Origin of the sequence: Superficieibacter sp. HKU1 (assembly GCF_029319185.1) — a bacterium.
Classification (GTDB): Bacteria; Pseudomonadota; Gammaproteobacteria; order Enterobacterales; family Enterobacteriaceae; genus Superficieibacter.
The window spans coordinates 2,798,421-2,813,428 of the sequence record NZ_CP119754.1 but is presented as its reverse complement, the minus strand read 5'-3'; the positions used below and the strand labels follow the sequence as shown (position 1 = coordinate 2,813,428).

General features: G+C 55.0%; 13 protein-coding genes and 3 tRNA genes. 10 read left to right on the top strand and 6 right to left on the bottom strand.

The window, feature by feature from the left end:
- Positions 1 to 168 precede the first annotated feature (168 nt).
- Positions 169 to 972 (top strand): hypothetical protein, encoded by an 804-nt coding sequence (locus tag P0H77_RS13590; RefSeq protein ID WP_276157396.1) that lies wholly within the window; start codon positions 169 to 171, stop codon positions 970 to 972.
- Positions 973 to 1,041: 69 nt separating this feature from the next.
- Here P0H77_RS13590 and P0H77_RS13585 read toward each other — a convergent pair.
- Positions 1,042 to 1,117: transfer RNA gene (locus tag P0H77_RS13585), tRNA-Asn, on the bottom strand.
- 179 nt (positions 1,118 to 1,296) lie between these two features.
- On the opposite strand from P0H77_RS13585, the gene P0H77_RS13580 reads away from it, so the two are divergent.
- Together P0H77_RS13580 and P0H77_RS13575 are read left to right on the top strand one after the other, a co-directional pair.
- Positions 1,297 to 2,742: an EmmdR/YeeO family multidrug/toxin efflux MATE transporter gene (locus tag P0H77_RS13580; protein ID WP_276165135.1), complete on the top strand. Its 1,446-nt coding sequence runs from the start codon at positions 1,297 to 1,299 to the stop codon at positions 2,740 to 2,742.
- A gap of 121 nt (positions 2,743 to 2,863) precedes the next feature.
- Positions 2,864 to 2,939: transfer RNA gene (locus P0H77_RS13575), tRNA-Asn, on the top strand.
- A 47-nt stretch (positions 2,940 to 2,986) separates the two neighbouring features.
- Here the strand turns inward: P0H77_RS13575 and P0H77_RS13570 are convergent.
- Positions 2,987 to 3,457 carry an Lrp/AsnC family transcriptional regulator gene (locus tag P0H77_RS13570; protein WP_276157395.1) on the bottom strand — a complete coding sequence of 157 codons (471 nt, stop codon included), beginning with the start codon at positions 3,455 to 3,457 and terminating at the stop codon, positions 2,987 to 2,989.
- Between the two features lie 162 nt (positions 3,458 to 3,619).
- Here P0H77_RS13570 and P0H77_RS13565 point away from each other — a divergent pair, with 162 nt between their 5' ends.
- Positions 3,620 to 4,042 (top strand): DUF2000 domain-containing protein, encoded by a 423-nt coding sequence (locus P0H77_RS13565; RefSeq protein ID WP_276157394.1) that lies wholly within the window; start codon positions 3,620 to 3,622, stop codon positions 4,040 to 4,042.
- A 71-nt stretch (positions 4,043 to 4,113) separates the two neighbouring features.
- On the opposite strand, the gene P0H77_RS13560 is transcribed toward P0H77_RS13565, so the two are convergent.
- From P0H77_RS13560 to P0H77_RS13545, 4 genes are all read right to left on the bottom strand, one after another.
- Positions 4,114 to 5,886 carry an aminopeptidase P family protein gene (locus tag P0H77_RS13560; protein WP_276157393.1) on the bottom strand — a complete coding sequence of 591 codons (1,773 nt, stop codon included), beginning with the start codon at positions 5,884 to 5,886 and terminating at the stop codon, positions 4,114 to 4,116.
- 18 nt (positions 5,887 to 5,904) lie between these two features.
- A complete protein-coding gene (locus P0H77_RS13555) occupies positions 5,905 to 7,359 on the bottom strand; it encodes an AMP nucleosidase (protein ID WP_276165134.1) in 1,455 nt (484 codons plus the stop codon).
- A gap of 99 nt (positions 7,360 to 7,458) precedes the next feature.
- Positions 7,459 to 8,190: a phosphodiester glycosidase family protein gene (locus P0H77_RS13550; protein WP_276157392.1), complete on the bottom strand. Its 732-nt coding sequence runs from the start codon at positions 8,188 to 8,190 to the stop codon at positions 7,459 to 7,461.
- A gap of 121 nt (positions 8,191 to 8,311) precedes the next feature.
- Positions 8,312 to 8,387: transfer RNA gene (locus P0H77_RS13545), tRNA-Asn, on the bottom strand.
- Positions 8,388 to 8,721: 334 nt separating this feature from the next.
- Here P0H77_RS13545 and nac point away from each other — a divergent pair.
- From nac to P0H77_RS13515, 6 genes are all read left to right on the top strand, one after another.
- Positions 8,722 to 9,639, top strand: coding sequence for a nitrogen assimilation transcriptional regulator NAC (nac, locus tag P0H77_RS13540; protein WP_276157391.1), 918 nt, complete (start codon positions 8,722 to 8,724; stop codon positions 9,637 to 9,639).
- A 100-nt stretch (positions 9,640 to 9,739) separates the two neighbouring features.
- On the top strand, positions 9,740 to 10,690 hold the full coding sequence (gene cbl, locus P0H77_RS13535) for an HTH-type transcriptional regulator Cbl (protein WP_276157390.1): 951 nt from the start codon (positions 9,740 to 9,742) through the stop codon (positions 10,688 to 10,690).
- Between the two features lie 276 nt (positions 10,691 to 10,966).
- Entirely contained in the window at positions 10,967 to 11,935 is a 969-nt protein-coding gene (locus P0H77_RS13530; protein ID WP_276157389.1) for a TauD/TfdA family dioxygenase, read from the top strand.
- Positions 11,922 to 13,250 carry an extracellular solute-binding protein gene (locus tag P0H77_RS13525; RefSeq protein WP_276157388.1) on the top strand — a complete coding sequence of 443 codons (1,329 nt, stop codon included), beginning with the start codon at positions 11,922 to 11,924 and terminating at the stop codon, positions 13,248 to 13,250. Before P0H77_RS13530 ends, P0H77_RS13525 begins: the two co-directional genes overlap by 14 nt.
- A 10-nt stretch (positions 13,251 to 13,260) precedes the next feature.
- The gene (locus tag P0H77_RS13520) at positions 13,261 to 14,163 is read left to right on the top strand and encodes a sugar ABC transporter permease (RefSeq protein WP_276157387.1); all 903 of its coding nucleotides are present in this window, start codon (positions 13,261 to 13,263) and stop codon (positions 14,161 to 14,163) included.
- Positions 14,144 to 15,007: a carbohydrate ABC transporter permease gene (locus tag P0H77_RS13515; protein ID WP_276157386.1), complete on the top strand. Its 864-nt coding sequence runs from the start codon at positions 14,144 to 14,146 to the stop codon at positions 15,005 to 15,007. The genes P0H77_RS13520 and P0H77_RS13515 overlap by 20 nt, the downstream gene beginning before the upstream one ends.
- Position 15,008: the final 1 nt, after the last annotated feature.

The window sequence follows — 15,008 nt, the reverse complement described above, 5'->3', positions numbered from 1 at the left end:
GCTTTACTTCGTTATGTATTTGACTACATAACGATTTGTGCTGCAACCTGCTAAAAAGAGCACTCCTCTGCCGTTGAAGCCGATTACGCCTTAAATCACCGCTAAAGTTTCTCTCCCGCTTTTCCGATAATCCCGACATCATTTTCTAAACAACGCGAAGGAATTTGTATGAGCAGCGTGAGCGTAACGGATCTTAGTCAGACTCAGAACGATGTGTTTAAGAAAGCAGTCAACCAGCCCACTACTATTTCTCTCTCACAGGAAAAAATCGAACGGATGCGCGCGGGAGAAGCCCCGGCCAATCCGCAGTTGAGTCAGGAAGCAATAGACAAAAGCGAAAAGGAGATGTTGCAGGCCAGAAATAGCATTATCGAACTTACTCAAAGCAAAACCAACGCTATCGTAAACGACATTGATACTTATTTTTCCGGCATGCTCTCACAGTCTTCGCTGTCTTCGCTCGATATGGGCGGACTGATTTCCGAAGCATTACAGACGCCAGGCGGTTCAGGCAACTCCACAACCCTTTCCATGGATCTTTCGCTTACTCAGGCAAAACTGAACGTTCTGGTGCAGAAGTTTGTGCCATCTGAGCATCAGGCCGCAAGCGTTGCTGAAATCAATAACTACCTGACCAAAAAAGCTGACGATCAGGATGACATCGTCAAAGATATGACCAGCCGTTCGCTGGCGATTGCAAAACAATACGGTGATACGGCAGGAGAGAAGAGCTTCAGCGAACAGCTGAGGCAGCTCAATGCGGGCCAGCATGAAACGCAAAATGAACGGCGCGATATGCTGTCGCTAACCAACAGCACCACTGACAGTTCGGCCTGGTTTTCAGGATTACGGCAGGGGATTGGCGCAGGTAATGATACGGACTTTTTTAAGGATATTGCCTCTTCACACGTGGCGAAGCTCCAGCAGCAGTGGGAGAAGTTCACCACGATGGTGAACGTTATTACGGCGTAATATGCAGCCGTGTCACGGTGTCTACGCCAGAAAAGCAAAAAGCCCGCTCAAAGCGGGCTTCTTTAAATCTGGCTCCTCTGACTGGACTCGAACCAGTGACATACGGATTAACAGTCCGCCGTTCTACCGACTGAACTACAGAGGAATCGGTTGGAGGCTTATCTTAGCGGCGTAAAAACTTTTGTCAAATCCCAATCCAGGGCTTGTTGTTCAACTGGCTCTTTTTGCAACAATCTGTTGTATTTGCCGACAAATTTTTGTGGGAAAATACTTTGCAGGTTTTGCCTTTCTCTCCCATCATTTGAAATGTAGTTTCAACATTCTCTGTTAAGGTCAATTTTGGACGTTACTGCTTCTCTGCGCCGGGTCGTCGCTCGCACGCCCTGGTATGCGAAACGAAAGAGTTACCGGGTTCTCTTCTGGCGTGAGATCACCCCGCTTGCCATTCCCATCTTTCTGGAAAATACCTGTGTCCTGTTGATGGGCGTACTCAGCACGTTCCTGGTGAGCTGGCTGGGTAAAGAGGCGATGGCGGGCGTGGGGCTGGCCGACAGTTTCAATATGGTCATCATGGCTTTTTTTACCGCGGTCGATCTGGGTACAACGGTGGTGGTGGCCTTCAGCCTTGGCAAACTGGATCCCAGCCGGGCGCGGGCGGCGGCGCGGCAGTCGCTGGTGATCATGACGCTGTTTGCCATCGCGCTGACGGTACTGATCCACGCGTTTGGCAGTCAGATTATCGATTTTGTCGCCGGAGAAGCCACCCCGCAGGTGAAAGAACTGGCGTTGACCTATCTGGAATTAACGGCGCTGAGCTATCCGGCGGCGGCGATCACCCTGATTGGCAGCGGCGCGCTGCGCGGGGCGGGCAATACAAAAATCCCGTTGCTGATTAACGGCGGGATGAACATCCTGAACATTATCATCAGCAGCGCGCTAATCTACGGCGTTTTTTCCTGGGACGGGCTGGGCTTCGTTGGTGCGGGGCTGGGGCTGACCATTGCGCGTTATATCGGCGCGGTGGCAATTATTATGGTGCTGATGATCGGTTTTAACCCGGCGCTGCGTATTTCCCTGAAAAGCTACTTTGCACCGCTGAATTTCAGCATTTTGTGGGAAGTGCTGGGGATCGGCATTCCGGCGAGCATTGAGTCGGTGCTGTTTAACGGCGGGAAACTGCTGACCCAAATGTTTGTTGCCGGTATGGGGACCGACGTTATCGCGGGTAACTTCATTGCGTTCTCTATTGCCTCGCTGATTAACCTGCCCGGTAACGCCCTCGGATCGGCGTCGACGATTATCACCGGTAAGCGGCTGGGGAAAGGGCAGATTGCCCAGGCCGAGCGCCAGTTACGCCACGTGTTCTGGCTATCGACCATTGGCCTGACGATTATTGCCTGGTTCACTGCACCTTTTGCCGGATTGATGGCCGCGTTCTATACCCGCGAGGAGGACGTGAAGGAAGTGGTTAAAATCCTTATCTGGCTCAACGCCGCCTTTATGCCGATCTGGGCGGCCTCGTGGGTACTGCCTGCCGGGCAGAAGGGCGCACGCGACGCGCGTTTCTCAATGTGGGTCTCCATGCTCAGCATGTGGGGCTGCCGCGTGGTGGCGGGCTACGTACTGGGGATTATGCTCGGTATGGGCGTGGTCGGCGTCTGGCTGGGAATGTTCTTCGACTGGGCGGTTCGTGGCATCTGCTTCTACTGGCGAATGGTGAGCGGACGCTGGCTGTGGAAATATCCGCGGCAGAAGAAAGCGGTCGATTAACTGAACGATATCGCGCTGTTTCTGCGCATTTCGGAGAATAAATCGGCAAACGATTGAATTTGTCCAAACAGGCTTTGACAAGGGGCGGGTGGCTCGCTACTATTCGCCCCGTTCACACGATTCCTCTGTAGTTCAGTCGGTAGAACGGCGGACTGTTAATCCGTATGTCACTGGTTCGAGTCCAGTCAGAGGAGCCAAAATTCAAAAAAGCCCGCTTTGTAGCGGGCTTTTTGCTTTTCTGCGTTTAACGCTGCCTCTTGACGGGATAAGCGGTCAGCGGTTTGATCTCTTTGAGCACAAACATACTTTGCATCTCTTTAATGCCCGGCAGCCTGCGCACTACCGACATGGCGAAATCCGCATACGAATCCAGATCCGACGCCACCACCTGTAGCAGAAAATCGGCATCCCCGCCGATGCTGTAGCAGGCAACGACATCTTCCAGCGCGGTTACTTCCTCCTCAAATTTTTTCGCCTCCGTTTCGCTATGGCTGTCGATAGTCACCCGAATGAATACCATCACGCCCAGACCGATTTTTTTCCGGTTCAGAACTGCACGATAGCCCTGGATGACATCATCTTCTTCCAGCTTGCGTACCTTGCGCCAGCAGGGGGAGGCGGACATCCCCGCTTTGTCAGCCAGTTCCTGATTGGTGATACGAGCGTTGTCCTGCAACAGCCTGAGGAGTTTCATTTCTGTCGTGTCTGGCACCATAGCGGGGAATTCCTTTCTTTTAAGAAGTATAAGAAGGTTATTTTTACCGGATATCGTCCTGTAAGTACATGAAACAGGCAGCACATTTCTGTTTCGCTTCGGCATACTGTATCGACCCTGCAGACACCTGCTGAAGACATGCCGCTATAGTGAGGACGAAAGATGAAATTTGATGCCAGCCTGCATCGCTGTACGATTATTATTGATAACGATCTACCCGTGGGTCTTGCCATGAATGCCGCAAGCGTTATAGGGATCGGTTTTGGCCGCATCGTTGAGGATCTTGTGGGGCCTGACAGGCAAAGCCGTGATGGGATCAATTATCCCGGTGTAATATACAGTCCGCTTCCTGTTCTGCGGGCTTCGGGAACCTGTATTCATGAGTTATTGATCGCGGGTGAAGCTGACGATGACATTGAAATTATGCCCTTTAGCGCGCTGGCACAGTCGTGCAAAACCTATGATGAGTATGGCGAGAGAATTGCCTCGGTAGACAGCAATGCAATTGAACTGGTGGCTATCGGGCTGGTAGGGCCGAAGAAGAAAATAACCAAACTGACGGGAAATCTTGCGCTTTATAAATAAGTGCAAAGTTTATAGCATTATTCCCGTTGCGGCGGGGTAAACCACCGCAACGGGTCGCCGTTATTTATCTGTTAACCCGCCTGCACGCGCAGCGGCGCGGTGGCGGCAAACAGCCATGGACGCGCATCGCTTTCCACCAGAGAGGAAAGCGCTTCACGCACCTGCTGATGGTAGTCGTCCAGCCACTGTTTCTCCTGCTCGCTCAACAACGACAGCTCTACCTGACTTAAATCGATGGGGATCAGCGTCAGCGAAGCGAAACGACAAAATCCCGGATGGCCTTCAACCACTTCCACCTGGTTTTCGATGCGGATGCCATAGCGATCTTCCAGATACAGGCCCGGTTCGATGGTGATGATATTGCCAGGAGTAAGCGGCCAGGGATTCACTTTCTTCGCCATCCGGTGCGGCTGCTCGTGGATCAGCAGCTGATGGCCGACGCCGTGCCCGGTGCCGTGATCGTAATCCAGGCCCAGCTCCCATAGCGGACGGCGCGCGAAGGCGTCGATCTGATGGCCCTGCGTGCCGCCCGGAAATTGCAGGGTGATCAGCGCCAGAAAGCCTTTCAGCACGGCGGTATAGTGCAGGCGACGCTGCGGATCCAGCGTGCCGAACGCCAGCGTGCGGGTGGCGTCCGTGGTGCCGTTAGCGTACTGACCGCCGGAATCGTTGAGATAAAAATTCGCCCCGGTGATGGCGGCGTTGGTTTTCTCACTGGAATGGTAATGACACATCGCCGCATTACTGCCCGCCGCCGAAATGGTACTGAAGCTCTGCTCAATAAAGCCCGGCTGCTGCTGGCGGAACGCCAGCTGCTTTTCCTGCGCTTCACGTTCGGTGAGCGGATTGTTCGCAGCTTCACGGGCCGAGACCTCATGCGCCAGCCACGCCAGAAAATTCACCCATGCCGCGCCATCGTAGCGGTGGCAATGGCGGTAGCCTTCCAGCTCGGTTTGATTCTTCTTTGCTTTAATAAACGTGATGGGATCAGCCTGCCAGACCACCTCGCCGCCGGATTGCTCCACGGCGAAACGCAGCGCGACCGGGGCATTATCCGCATCCAGCGAAATTCGTTTTTCCGTGGCAACCTGCTGAACGCGGGCAATAAACGCGTCCTCCGGTGCCAGCGTGAGCGAGGCAAGACACGATTCGGGCAATCCGGCCGTTTTACCCGCGGCGACGAACCATTCCACCTCGCCGGTCTGGCTTAATAGCGCAAAAGAAAGGGCAACCGGACTCATCGCCACGTCTGCCCCGCGCACGTTCAGCAGCCAGGCGATATTATCCGGCTGGGTAATCGCCAGAAAATCAACGTTCTGTTCGCGCAGCAGGGCGGCAATGCGCTGGCGCTTGTCTTCGCTGCTCTCTCCGGCAATGTCGGTGGGCATTTCCCGAATAGCACCCTCGGGCGCTGCGGGACGCGAGGTCCAGATCGCATCGAAGGGATCGTGCGGCAGCGGCACCAGTTCACAAGAGGTGGCGCTGAGCGCCTCATACTGGCTGTTGACCATCAGCAGCGGTTCAAAAGCGATGCGGCTGCCCGCGGGAAGCTCGCCGATCAGCCAGTCGGCAAGCGGTTCATTATGCAGATGATGGATCTCCCACGCGTTGAGATCCACCTCGTTGCGTGCCTGGACCTGATAGCGTCCGTCGACAAACAGCAGAGCGCGATCGCGCAGGACCAGCGCCAGCCCGGCGGAACCGGTAAAGCCAGTAAGCCACGCCAGTTTGTCATCGTGTGGGGCGCAGTCTTCGCTCTGGTGCGCATCCGCCCGGGGAACGATCATACCGTCCAGCGACTGTGTAATGAGAACGTCGCGGAGCGCAGAAAGAGAACTGTTCATAAAGAGTCCTTATCGCGGTTAACGGAACGGAGGTTCATTAAAGGTACGCAGCTTGCGCGAATGCAGGCGTTCGCCTTCGGCACGCAGCAGGTCGATGGCGCGAATGCCGATCTGTAAGTGCTCTGAAATCGCCCCCTCATAAAAACGGTTGGCCTGGCCGGGCAGTTTGATTTCACCGTGTAGCGGTTTATCAGACACGCACAGCAGAGTGCCGTAAGGCACGCGGAAACGGTAGCCCTGCGCCGCAATGGTAGCGCTCTCCATATCAATCGCCACCGCGCGGCTCAGGTTAAAGCGCAGGGCGGAGGCGGAGTAGCGCAGCTCCCAGTTGCGGTCGTCGGTGGTGACTACCGTGCCAGTACGCAAACGCTGCTTAACCTCTTCGCCGGGCATGCCGCTCACCTGTTTGGTGGCGTCATACAGCGCGCGCTGCACTTCGGCGATGCTCGGGATGGGAATATCCGGCGGCAAAACCGCATCCAGCACATGATCGTCCCGTAAATAAGCGTGGGCCAGCACATAGTCGCCGATAGACTGGCTTTCACGCAGTCCGCCGCAGTGCCCAATCATCAGCCAGACATCCGGACGCAGGACGGCAAGGTGATCGCAGATCGTTTTCGCGTTTGACGGACCGACGCCAATATTCACCAGCGTAATGCCCTGACCGTCGGCGGTGATCAAATGCCAGGCGGGCATCTGGTGTTTTTTCCACGCCAGATCGGAAATGGCGGCTTCCGGCGCTTCGGTTTCGGCGGTGATCCAGATCCCGCCCGCGCAGGAGAGTGCCACGTAAGGGCTGTCAGGATCGAGGATCTGACTGCATCCCCAGCGCACAAACTCGTCTACGTAGCGGGTGTAGTTAGTGAACAGGACAAACGGCTGAAAGTGTTCAACCGGCGTGCCCGTATAGTGACGCAGACGGGCCAGCGAGAAATCGACGCGACGGGCGTCAAAGTGCGACAGCGGGTAAAACTCGGTGGGGTGAAACAGCCCGTCCGCCGTCTCATCGCCAATTTGCGCCAGTTCGGTTGTCGGGAAGTGGCGGGTTAAGCCCGCGCTCATCGAACGATCGAGCGTGATTTCGGAACCATCAATGACATAAGGGAAGGGGATTTCATGCTGCGACCGTTGCACGATAATTTCCGCGCCGTAATCTTCATAAAGCAGCGTCAGTTGTTCAGCCAGATAATGGCGGAACAGGGCGGGGCGCGTCACCGTGGTGGTGTAGCAGCCCGCGTGGGTAAAGCGGCCATAGGCGCGGGTTTTCTGCGCCTTGTGGGCGTTGCCGTCCCAGGTCACGGAAATTTGCGGATAGACAAACAGCCCTTTCGCGCGCGCCTCGCTGTCGGGCAAAGTGGCGTCGGCCACGTACGTGCTGATGGCGTCCCGTAGCGCGCTTACCGACTGTTCATAAAGTGCTTCCAGCTGATCCAGCGCCTGTTCCGGGGTCAGCCCGGTACCCTTATTGTTCATCATTCGCTCCATGTGTCAGATAGACTGCCTGTATCCGATAGTATGTCACAGGAATATGAAACAAAAGCCAGCAGATAAAACTGAAGGTAACGCGGGCGGTTAATCAGGATGCCGGGTTTCTACGGCGATCATGGTCACAAACGGATGAGACTGCCACAGCATATCAGCGCCTTTCTGATACATCGCGGAAATCGTGCCGTCGAGATAAAGCATCTGGCGGACATCCAGTTTTGACCGGGCATAGCAGGCGAAGTCATAGAAACTGGTTCCACGCCCGCTCAGCATAAATACCGCCTCGCCCCGCGTTGTGATGCCCACCGCATTGCGGATTTTTCGTGAACTGGCGGACGGGAGCAAACGGCGGTTGATGGTGCCGTTCTCGATCATCAGCGGACCGGACTGCACGGCATAATCGATACTTTGCGCGGGTTTATACGTATCAAGACTGACAATTCCGGCCTGCTTACCCTTCACATAAAATACCCCGCCGGGACGTATAAAAAAGTTCCCGCCGCCGGAGGCGCGATTCAGCGGCGCTAACTGCTTTCCCTTCTCAATATACAGCCCGAGAGGGGCATACGATTTTGCGTAAATCCCGCCGTTCATCGCCATTTGTATCCGTCCGTCAGCATTATTGTCCGCCAGCAGATTAAGCAATGACTCCCAGGCGGCGCCATCCGCTTTTTTCCAGTACATGACGATACGTTCTTGCTGCGCGTTGACGTTATAACTCTGCACCGTCAGCGTTGGATCGCTGAGCGTACAGGTGCTGGCAAGGGCGGAAAGCGGTAAAAGCAAGGTGGGAAGCAGAAGCAGTAGACGTAATTTCAACGTGGCGGTTCCTTCGATTAACAAGGGTGTAAAAGTCACCCGGTCCGGTGGGGGTAAGTATGAGATTTTTCAGGAGGGGAGAAAAGCAAAAAGCCCGCTGAAAAGCGGGCTTCTTTAAATCTGGCTCCTCTGACTGGACTCGAACCAGTGACATACGGATTAACAGTCCGCCGTTCTACCGACTGAACTACAGAGGAATCGTGTGAACGGGGCGAATAGTAGCGAGGGTCAGAGATCTTGTCAAAGGGTGGATGCAGCGAAGACGTCTGATTGCTGACAAAATCAACAATACACGGTCTGTTCTGCGTTTTTGCTGATATTCACGCACGCTGATGGTGCAATCTACCCCTTAATGGGGCATAGCCATTTCCACTGGCTGAATGATAAAAACGCTGTTTCACATCACAATGTCTTATTATCCAGCCGGTTAGAGTCCAAAAAAGACCATTTGTCAAAACTGGCAAATATCTTGCAATAGTCCCGATAAGATTATTGCCAGCATAACTACTGGCTTTCCTGACCGGAGGCAAAATGAACTTAAGACGGCTGAAGTATTTCGTAAAAATCGTCGATATTGGCAGTCTGACGCAGGCGGCGGAAGTGCTGCATATTGCACAGCCCGCGCTAAGTCAGCAGGTTGCCACCCTGGAAGGGGAACTGGATCAGCAATTGCTGATCCGCACGAAACGCGGCGTGACGCCGACCGAAGCGGGCAAAATCCTTTATACCCACGCGCGCACTATCCTTCGCCAGTGTGAACAGGCGCAGCTGGCGGTGAATAATGTCGGGCAAACGCTACGCGGGCAGGTATCGATTGGCCTTGCGCCGGGAACCGCGGCGTCTTCCGTGACCATGCCGCTGTTACAGGCGGTACGCGCGGAATTGCCGGATGTGCAGGTTTATCTGCACGAAAACAGCGGCTCGGTGTTGAATGATAAATTGCTCAGCGGCCAGCTTGATATGGCAGTGCTGTATGAGCGTTCCCCCGTGGCCGGTATCTCCAGCCAGCCGTTGTTAAAAGAAGATTTGTATCTTGTCGGGACGCGTGATTGTCCAGGGCAGAGCGTCGATCTTGCGGCGGTGGCGGAAATGAACCTGTTTCTGCCGCGGGACTATAGCGCAGTGCGTTTACGCGTGGATGAAGCGTTTTCGCTGCGCCGCCTGACGGCGAAAATTGTCGGCGAAATCGACTCCATCGCAACGCTAACGGCGGCGATTGCCAGTGGGATGGGCGTTACGGTACTGCCGGAGTCGGCTGCCCGCTCACTGTCCGGCGCAGCGAATGGCTGGATGGCGCGGATCTCGACGCCGTCAATGAGTCTGCCGCTTTCGCTAAACGTCTCTGCGCGGGGCGCACTCTCGCCACAGGCGCAGGCGGTGCGTGAGATCCTAATGTCGCTGGTCACCCGTCCGGCGCTGGAAAACCGCGAATTACTGCTGGTCAGTTAACCATATAACCAAAAAGAATAAGTTGCTGGTTTTTATTATTTGTTCTGCCAGGCCCGGGACTCTAACAATAGCGTTATGTCATATGGCCCTGGAGGGTAGGGTGAATTTCCAGCAACTTAAAATTATTCGCGAGGCGGCACGTCAGGATTTTAATCTGACGGAGGTCGCCAACATGCTTTATACCTCGCAATCCGGCGTCAGTCGTCACATTCGCGAACTGGAAGAAGAGCTGGGTATAGAAATCTTTATCCGGCGCGGCAAGCGCTTGCTGGGGATGACGGAGCCGGGAAAAGCGTTGTTGGTGATTGCGGAAAGGATCCTTAATGAAGCCAGTAACGTGCGTCGGCTGGCCGACCTGTTCACTAACGATGCCTCTGGCGTGCTGACTATTGCCACCACTCACACGCAGGCGCGTTATAGCCTGCCGCCTGTGATTAAAGCGTTTCGTGAACTCTTTAAAGAGGTTCGCCTGGAGCTGGTGCAGGGGACGCCGCAGGAAATAGAGGCGCTGCTGCATAACGGTGGGGCGGATATCGGTATCGCCAGTGAACGATTAAGTAATGACCCAACGCTGGTGGCGTTCCCGTGGTTTCGCTGGCATCACAGCCTGCTGCTGCCGCACGATCATCCTCTGACGCTCATCTCCCCCCTGACGCTGGAAGACATCGCAGGCTGGCCGCTGATTACTTACCGTCAGGGGATCACCGGTCGTTCCCGCATTGATGAAGCCTTCAGCCGTAAAGGGCTGACGCCGGATATCGTGCTGAGCGCTCAGGACTCTGACGTTATCAAAACCTACGTCGATCTGGGGCTGGGCATCGGTCTGGTGGCCGAGCAGTCCGCCGGGGAGCAGGAGAACGGTAAGCTGGTGCGTCTCGACACCCGCCATCTTTTTGATGCCAGCACCGTCTGGCTGGGCCTTAAACGCGGCCAGCTTCAGCGTAATTATGTCTGGCAGTTTATCGAATTATGCAATGCCGGACTGTCGCTGGCGGAAATTAAACGCCAGGCGATGGAGCCGGATGAAGTGGTGATTGACTACCAGATTTAAATCTTTGCAATGGTTGACGCCGTGTCTGGCGTCGGTAAAGCCCGGGTCTGGCATCCTGCCGGACCCGGGCTTTATTGTTTAAGCATGGGGTTCGGTTATCCTTGCTCCCATGCTTTCGCCAGTAGTGCCAGATGAATAGACTACCGTGACGTATATTTGTGTTTTCTGACTTAGCTTATGCAGAAGCGCTTACTATATTTATTACCAAAAAGTCTTTTCCGCCATCGCGCTTTATTAATAAAGTTGAGTTCCTGTTAATATTTAAGGAAATCAACCATGACCTCAGTAATTACTGTTGCCCGTAGCGACTTTGATCAATTAGATGTTCATCCCGTAGCCGGAAACATTGGTGCGGAGGTTCGTAATATATCCCTGTCTGCGGATCTGAGTGACGAGGTTATTCAGCAGATAGAAAATGCGCTGATAAAATATAAGGTTTTATTTTTCCGTCGCCAGCATCATTTAACGGATGAAACACACCAGGCATTTGGCGCACGCTTTGGAAAAATCGTTGCCCATCCTACGGTTCCCTCGCCTGATGGCACCAAATTATTCGAACTGGACGCCTCCAAAGGCGGCGGACGAGCTGATTCCTGGCATACTGATGTCACCTTTGTAGAAGCCTTTCCGAAAATATCGATTCTGCGCGGCGTGACGATCCCGGAATATGGTGGCGACACGGTCTGGGCTAATACCGCACGGGCGTATGAATCATTACCCGAATCCTTAAAACAATTTGTCGGAACCCTGCGCGCCGTTCACACTAATAATTATGATTATGCGGCTGAACGTGTCGAAACGGATAAACAGCGACTGAATCATCATAAAAAGGTTTTTGTCTCTTCCGTCTGGGAAGCTGAACACCCGGTTGTGCATATTCACCCGGTGAGCGGCGAACGTATTTTATTACTCGGCCATTTTGTCAAAAATCTGGTGGGCTTCAGCAGCCGCGAATCGGCACAGCTTTTTGATTTATTGCAGAATCGTATTATTCGTCTGGAAAATACCGTCCGCTGGCAGTGGCAGCAGGATGACGTGGTGATCTGGGATAACCGTAGCACGCAACATTACGCTGTAAATGATTATGGAACGCAGCCTCGCGTGGTACGCCGGGTGACGGTGGAGGGCGAGCCCGCAACGGGCATTGACGGCAGCCGCAGCCGCACGGTGGCCCGTCCCCAGGATGCCGTCAATGAAGGATCTCCGGTTAACCCAACTACGGATGTGAAATATGCAGCGTCGTGATCTGTTAAAAGCAATGGCAGCGTTCGGCGTGTACAGCATGGTGCCCGCCATCGCGCGCGGTGCAAACACGGCGCGAAAATATGAGGGCGTCACGCTGAATGTCTCTACCTTCAGTACCGCCTGGCCGCAGCTAATTCGCCAATGGCTACCGGAGTTTGAAGCGCTGACCGGCGCAAAGGTGCAACTGGATACGCCGGCATTCCCGGTGTACAACCAGCGTGCCGATCTGGAGCTGTCTACTCGCGGCTCAGCGTATGACGTGGTGAACGTCACCTTTATTTATACCAGCCGCTGGATCAACGCTGGCTGGCTGACGCCGCTGAATGACTTTATCACGAATCCAAACCTGACCCCGCAGGACTGGGGATTACAGGATTTTCTGCCCGCCACGCTTGCCGCAGAAACCGGGCGTGACGGTAAACTGTACGGCATTCCTTATGTTGTAGAAGCGATGCTGGCGGGGGCATCGCGCTACGATCTGATCCAGCAGGCAGGACTGGAATTTCCGAAAACCACTGATGAACTGGTAAAGGTTTTACAGGCGGTGAATAAAAAAGAGCGCGTGGCCGGGTACGTGACGGATAACCACTACGGCTGGACGTTTATCCCTTATCTGCAGGCGTTTGGCGGCAACGTATTCCGCGCACCGCCGGACGATCTTTTCCCCACGCTGGATACGTCAGAAGCCATCGAAGCGGCAGAGTATTTTTCCCGGCTTATTCGTGATTTCGGACCTAATGGCGGTATCACCTACACGGCCGACCAGTCGCTACAGGCGCTGAAGCAGGGGCGCGTCAACTTTTCCGACGCCAGTCAGACTTATCTGGCGCAGTTGGGTAATGCGCAAAGTTCGCGCACGGTTAAAACCTCGCATTTCGGCCCGATGGTCAACGGACCGAAAGGATGGTTCCCCGGTATGGCAACGCACGCGCTGGGGATCCCGGTTGGTTCGAAAAACAAAGAAGCCGCGTGGGCCTTTATTCAGTGGTCATTGTCAAAACAGATGACTTCCCGCGCGCTGGCGGCAGGGTACGGCTCGCCGACCCGTCGCAGCGACATTGACTCGCAGGCCTTTCGCAGTAAGCAGGTGATTAACGGCGTGGATCTGGCGCAGTTATCCATTGATGCGATCGACCGGGCAGGACAGGGCGGCTACATGAAATATCGTACCGTAGAGTTTTACCCGCAGGTGGATCAACAGCTGAATAAGGCGATTGCGCTTATTGTTTCCGGGCAGTTGTCTGCCAAAGAGGCGATGGGTAAAGCGCAGGCTGGCACGGTGGCCGATTTGCAGCGTGCGGGCGTGAAACTCTGAGGAGGAGAAAATGGCGTTATCACTAAGCTGGCGCGCGCGTCAGCGTAATGCCTGGCTCCTGGGCCTCGCTCCGTCGCTGATCGTGCTGACATTGCTGACGCTGGTGCCTGCGCTAGCGCTGCTGGTTACCAGTCTGACGCCGTTCAGTTTGACCAACCCGGACACCTCATTCACCTTTGCCAACCCGCTGGTTAACTATCAGCAGTTACTGCACGATGATCGTTTCCTCGGCTCACTGGTAACACAGCTTAAGCTTTCGATTGTCAGCGTGTTTTTCCAGGTGCTGATCGGACTGCTGCTGGCGCTGCTGTTGAACGGGACGTCGCGCTGGCTGAACGGCGTACGAACGCTGCTGCTTATTCCCATGGTCCTGCCGCCAATCATCGTGGCGCTGATCTGGAAAATCATTTATACGCCGGATATCAGCCCGCTGCATCAGGTGCTGGACCGCTTTAACCTGCCGCTGGACTCGCTGATTGCCAACCCGGACACTGCGTTATGGGCCATCGCGGTGGCGGATGTCTGGCAGTGGTTTCCATTTACCATGTTGATGGTGCTGGCAGCGCTCCAGATGGTACCGAATGAACCCCGGGAAGCGGCGAGCCTGGACGGGGCATCCTCATTCAATATCTTTCGTTATATCGTCCTGCCGCATCTGAAGCCGGTGCTGGTCGTGTGTATCTTGTTCCGCCTGATCGACAGTTTTAAGGCGTTCCCGCTCATTTATATCCTGACCGACGGCGGGCCGGGATCGGTGACGGAAGTGACTAACTACTACGGTTTTATTCAGGCGTTTAACTTTTCCTGGTGGGGTTACGGCAGCGCGATTGCGGTCGTTATCCTGGTGGGCGTGTTCATTTTAAGCTGGCTGATTGGCCGGGCAGGGTGGAACGATGACAGTACAACACACTGACGCGCGGCCGCAGCCGTTTGCTGCTGCCCGGCGTAAAAAATGGCGTCTCAGGGGAAAGCGCACGTTGCTGGCGCTGGTGCTGCTGGGGGTGTTTCTCGCGCCATTCTTGTGGATGGTGATAATGTCAGTGCGCCCCTCGCTGGATGCCTTTGAGCTGACGTTATGGTTTACGCCGACGCTTGACGGCTACCGTGCGCTGATTGCCGGCAATTTTCTCCAGCCGTTTGGTAACAGCCTGATGGTCAGCGTGCTTTCAACCGTGTTTTCCCTGCTGCTGGGCGTCCCGGCGGCGTGGGTGCTGACGCGCTGGCGTTTTCGCGCCCGCCGTTACGTCGCATTGTGGATCCTCGTCACCCGTATGGCTCCTCCCATTGCGTTCACCATTCCCTTTTTCCTCGCCTGGCGCTGGCTGGGCTTACAGGACACCATTATCGGGCTGGCGATCGTCTATCTGACGTTTAATCTGGCGATTGTGATCTGGCTGATGCAGACCTTCTTTTCCGCGGTCCCGGTGGCGCTGGAAGAAGCCGCGTGGATGGACGGCTGCTCGCTGTGGCGCAGTTTCTGGCACATCTCATTGCCGCTGGTCAAACCCGGCCTCGCGGCGACGGCCATCCTGTGCTTTATATTTTCCTGGAATGATTTTTTCTTCGCGCTGATCCTGACGCGCACTAACGCCATCACGGCACCGGTCGCCATTGTGAACTTCCTGCAATATGAAGGCTGGGAATGGAGCAAGATCGCCGCCAGCGGCACGCTGGTGATGCTGCCGGTGGTGGCGTTTACGCTGCTGGTCCGTCGCTATCTGGTACATGGCTTAACCGCCGGGGGCATTAAGGATTAAT

Coding starts and splice junctions, on each gene's coding strand:
- P0H77_RS13590 (WP_276157396.1), top strand. CDS start 169: ATGAGCAGCGTGAGCGTAACGGATCTTAGTCAGACTCAGAACGATGTG.
- P0H77_RS13570 (WP_276157395.1), bottom strand. CDS start 3,457: ATGGTGCCAGACACGACAGAAATGAAACTCCTCAGGCTGTTGCAGGAC.
- P0H77_RS13565 (WP_276157394.1), top strand. CDS start 3,620: ATGAAATTTGATGCCAGCCTGCATCGCTGTACGATTATTATTGATAAC.
- P0H77_RS13560 (WP_276157393.1), bottom strand. CDS start 5,886: ATGAACAGTTCTCTTTCTGCGCTCCGCGACGTTCTCATTACACAGTCG.
- P0H77_RS13555 (WP_276165134.1), bottom strand. CDS start 7,359: ATGAACAATAAGGGTACCGGGCTGACCCCGGAACAGGCGCTGGATCAG.
- nac (WP_276157391.1), top strand. CDS start 8,722: ATGAACTTAAGACGGCTGAAGTATTTCGTAAAAATCGTCGATATTGGC.
- P0H77_RS13530 (WP_276157389.1), top strand. CDS start 10,967: ATGACCTCAGTAATTACTGTTGCCCGTAGCGACTTTGATCAATTAGAT.
- P0H77_RS13525 (WP_276157388.1), top strand. CDS start 11,922: ATGCAGCGTCGTGATCTGTTAAAAGCAATGGCAGCGTTCGGCGTGTAC.
- P0H77_RS13520 (WP_276157387.1), top strand. CDS start 13,261: ATGGCGTTATCACTAAGCTGGCGCGCGCGTCAGCGTAATGCCTGGCTC.
- P0H77_RS13515 (WP_276157386.1), top strand. CDS start 14,144: ATGACAGTACAACACACTGACGCGCGGCCGCAGCCGTTTGCTGCTGCC.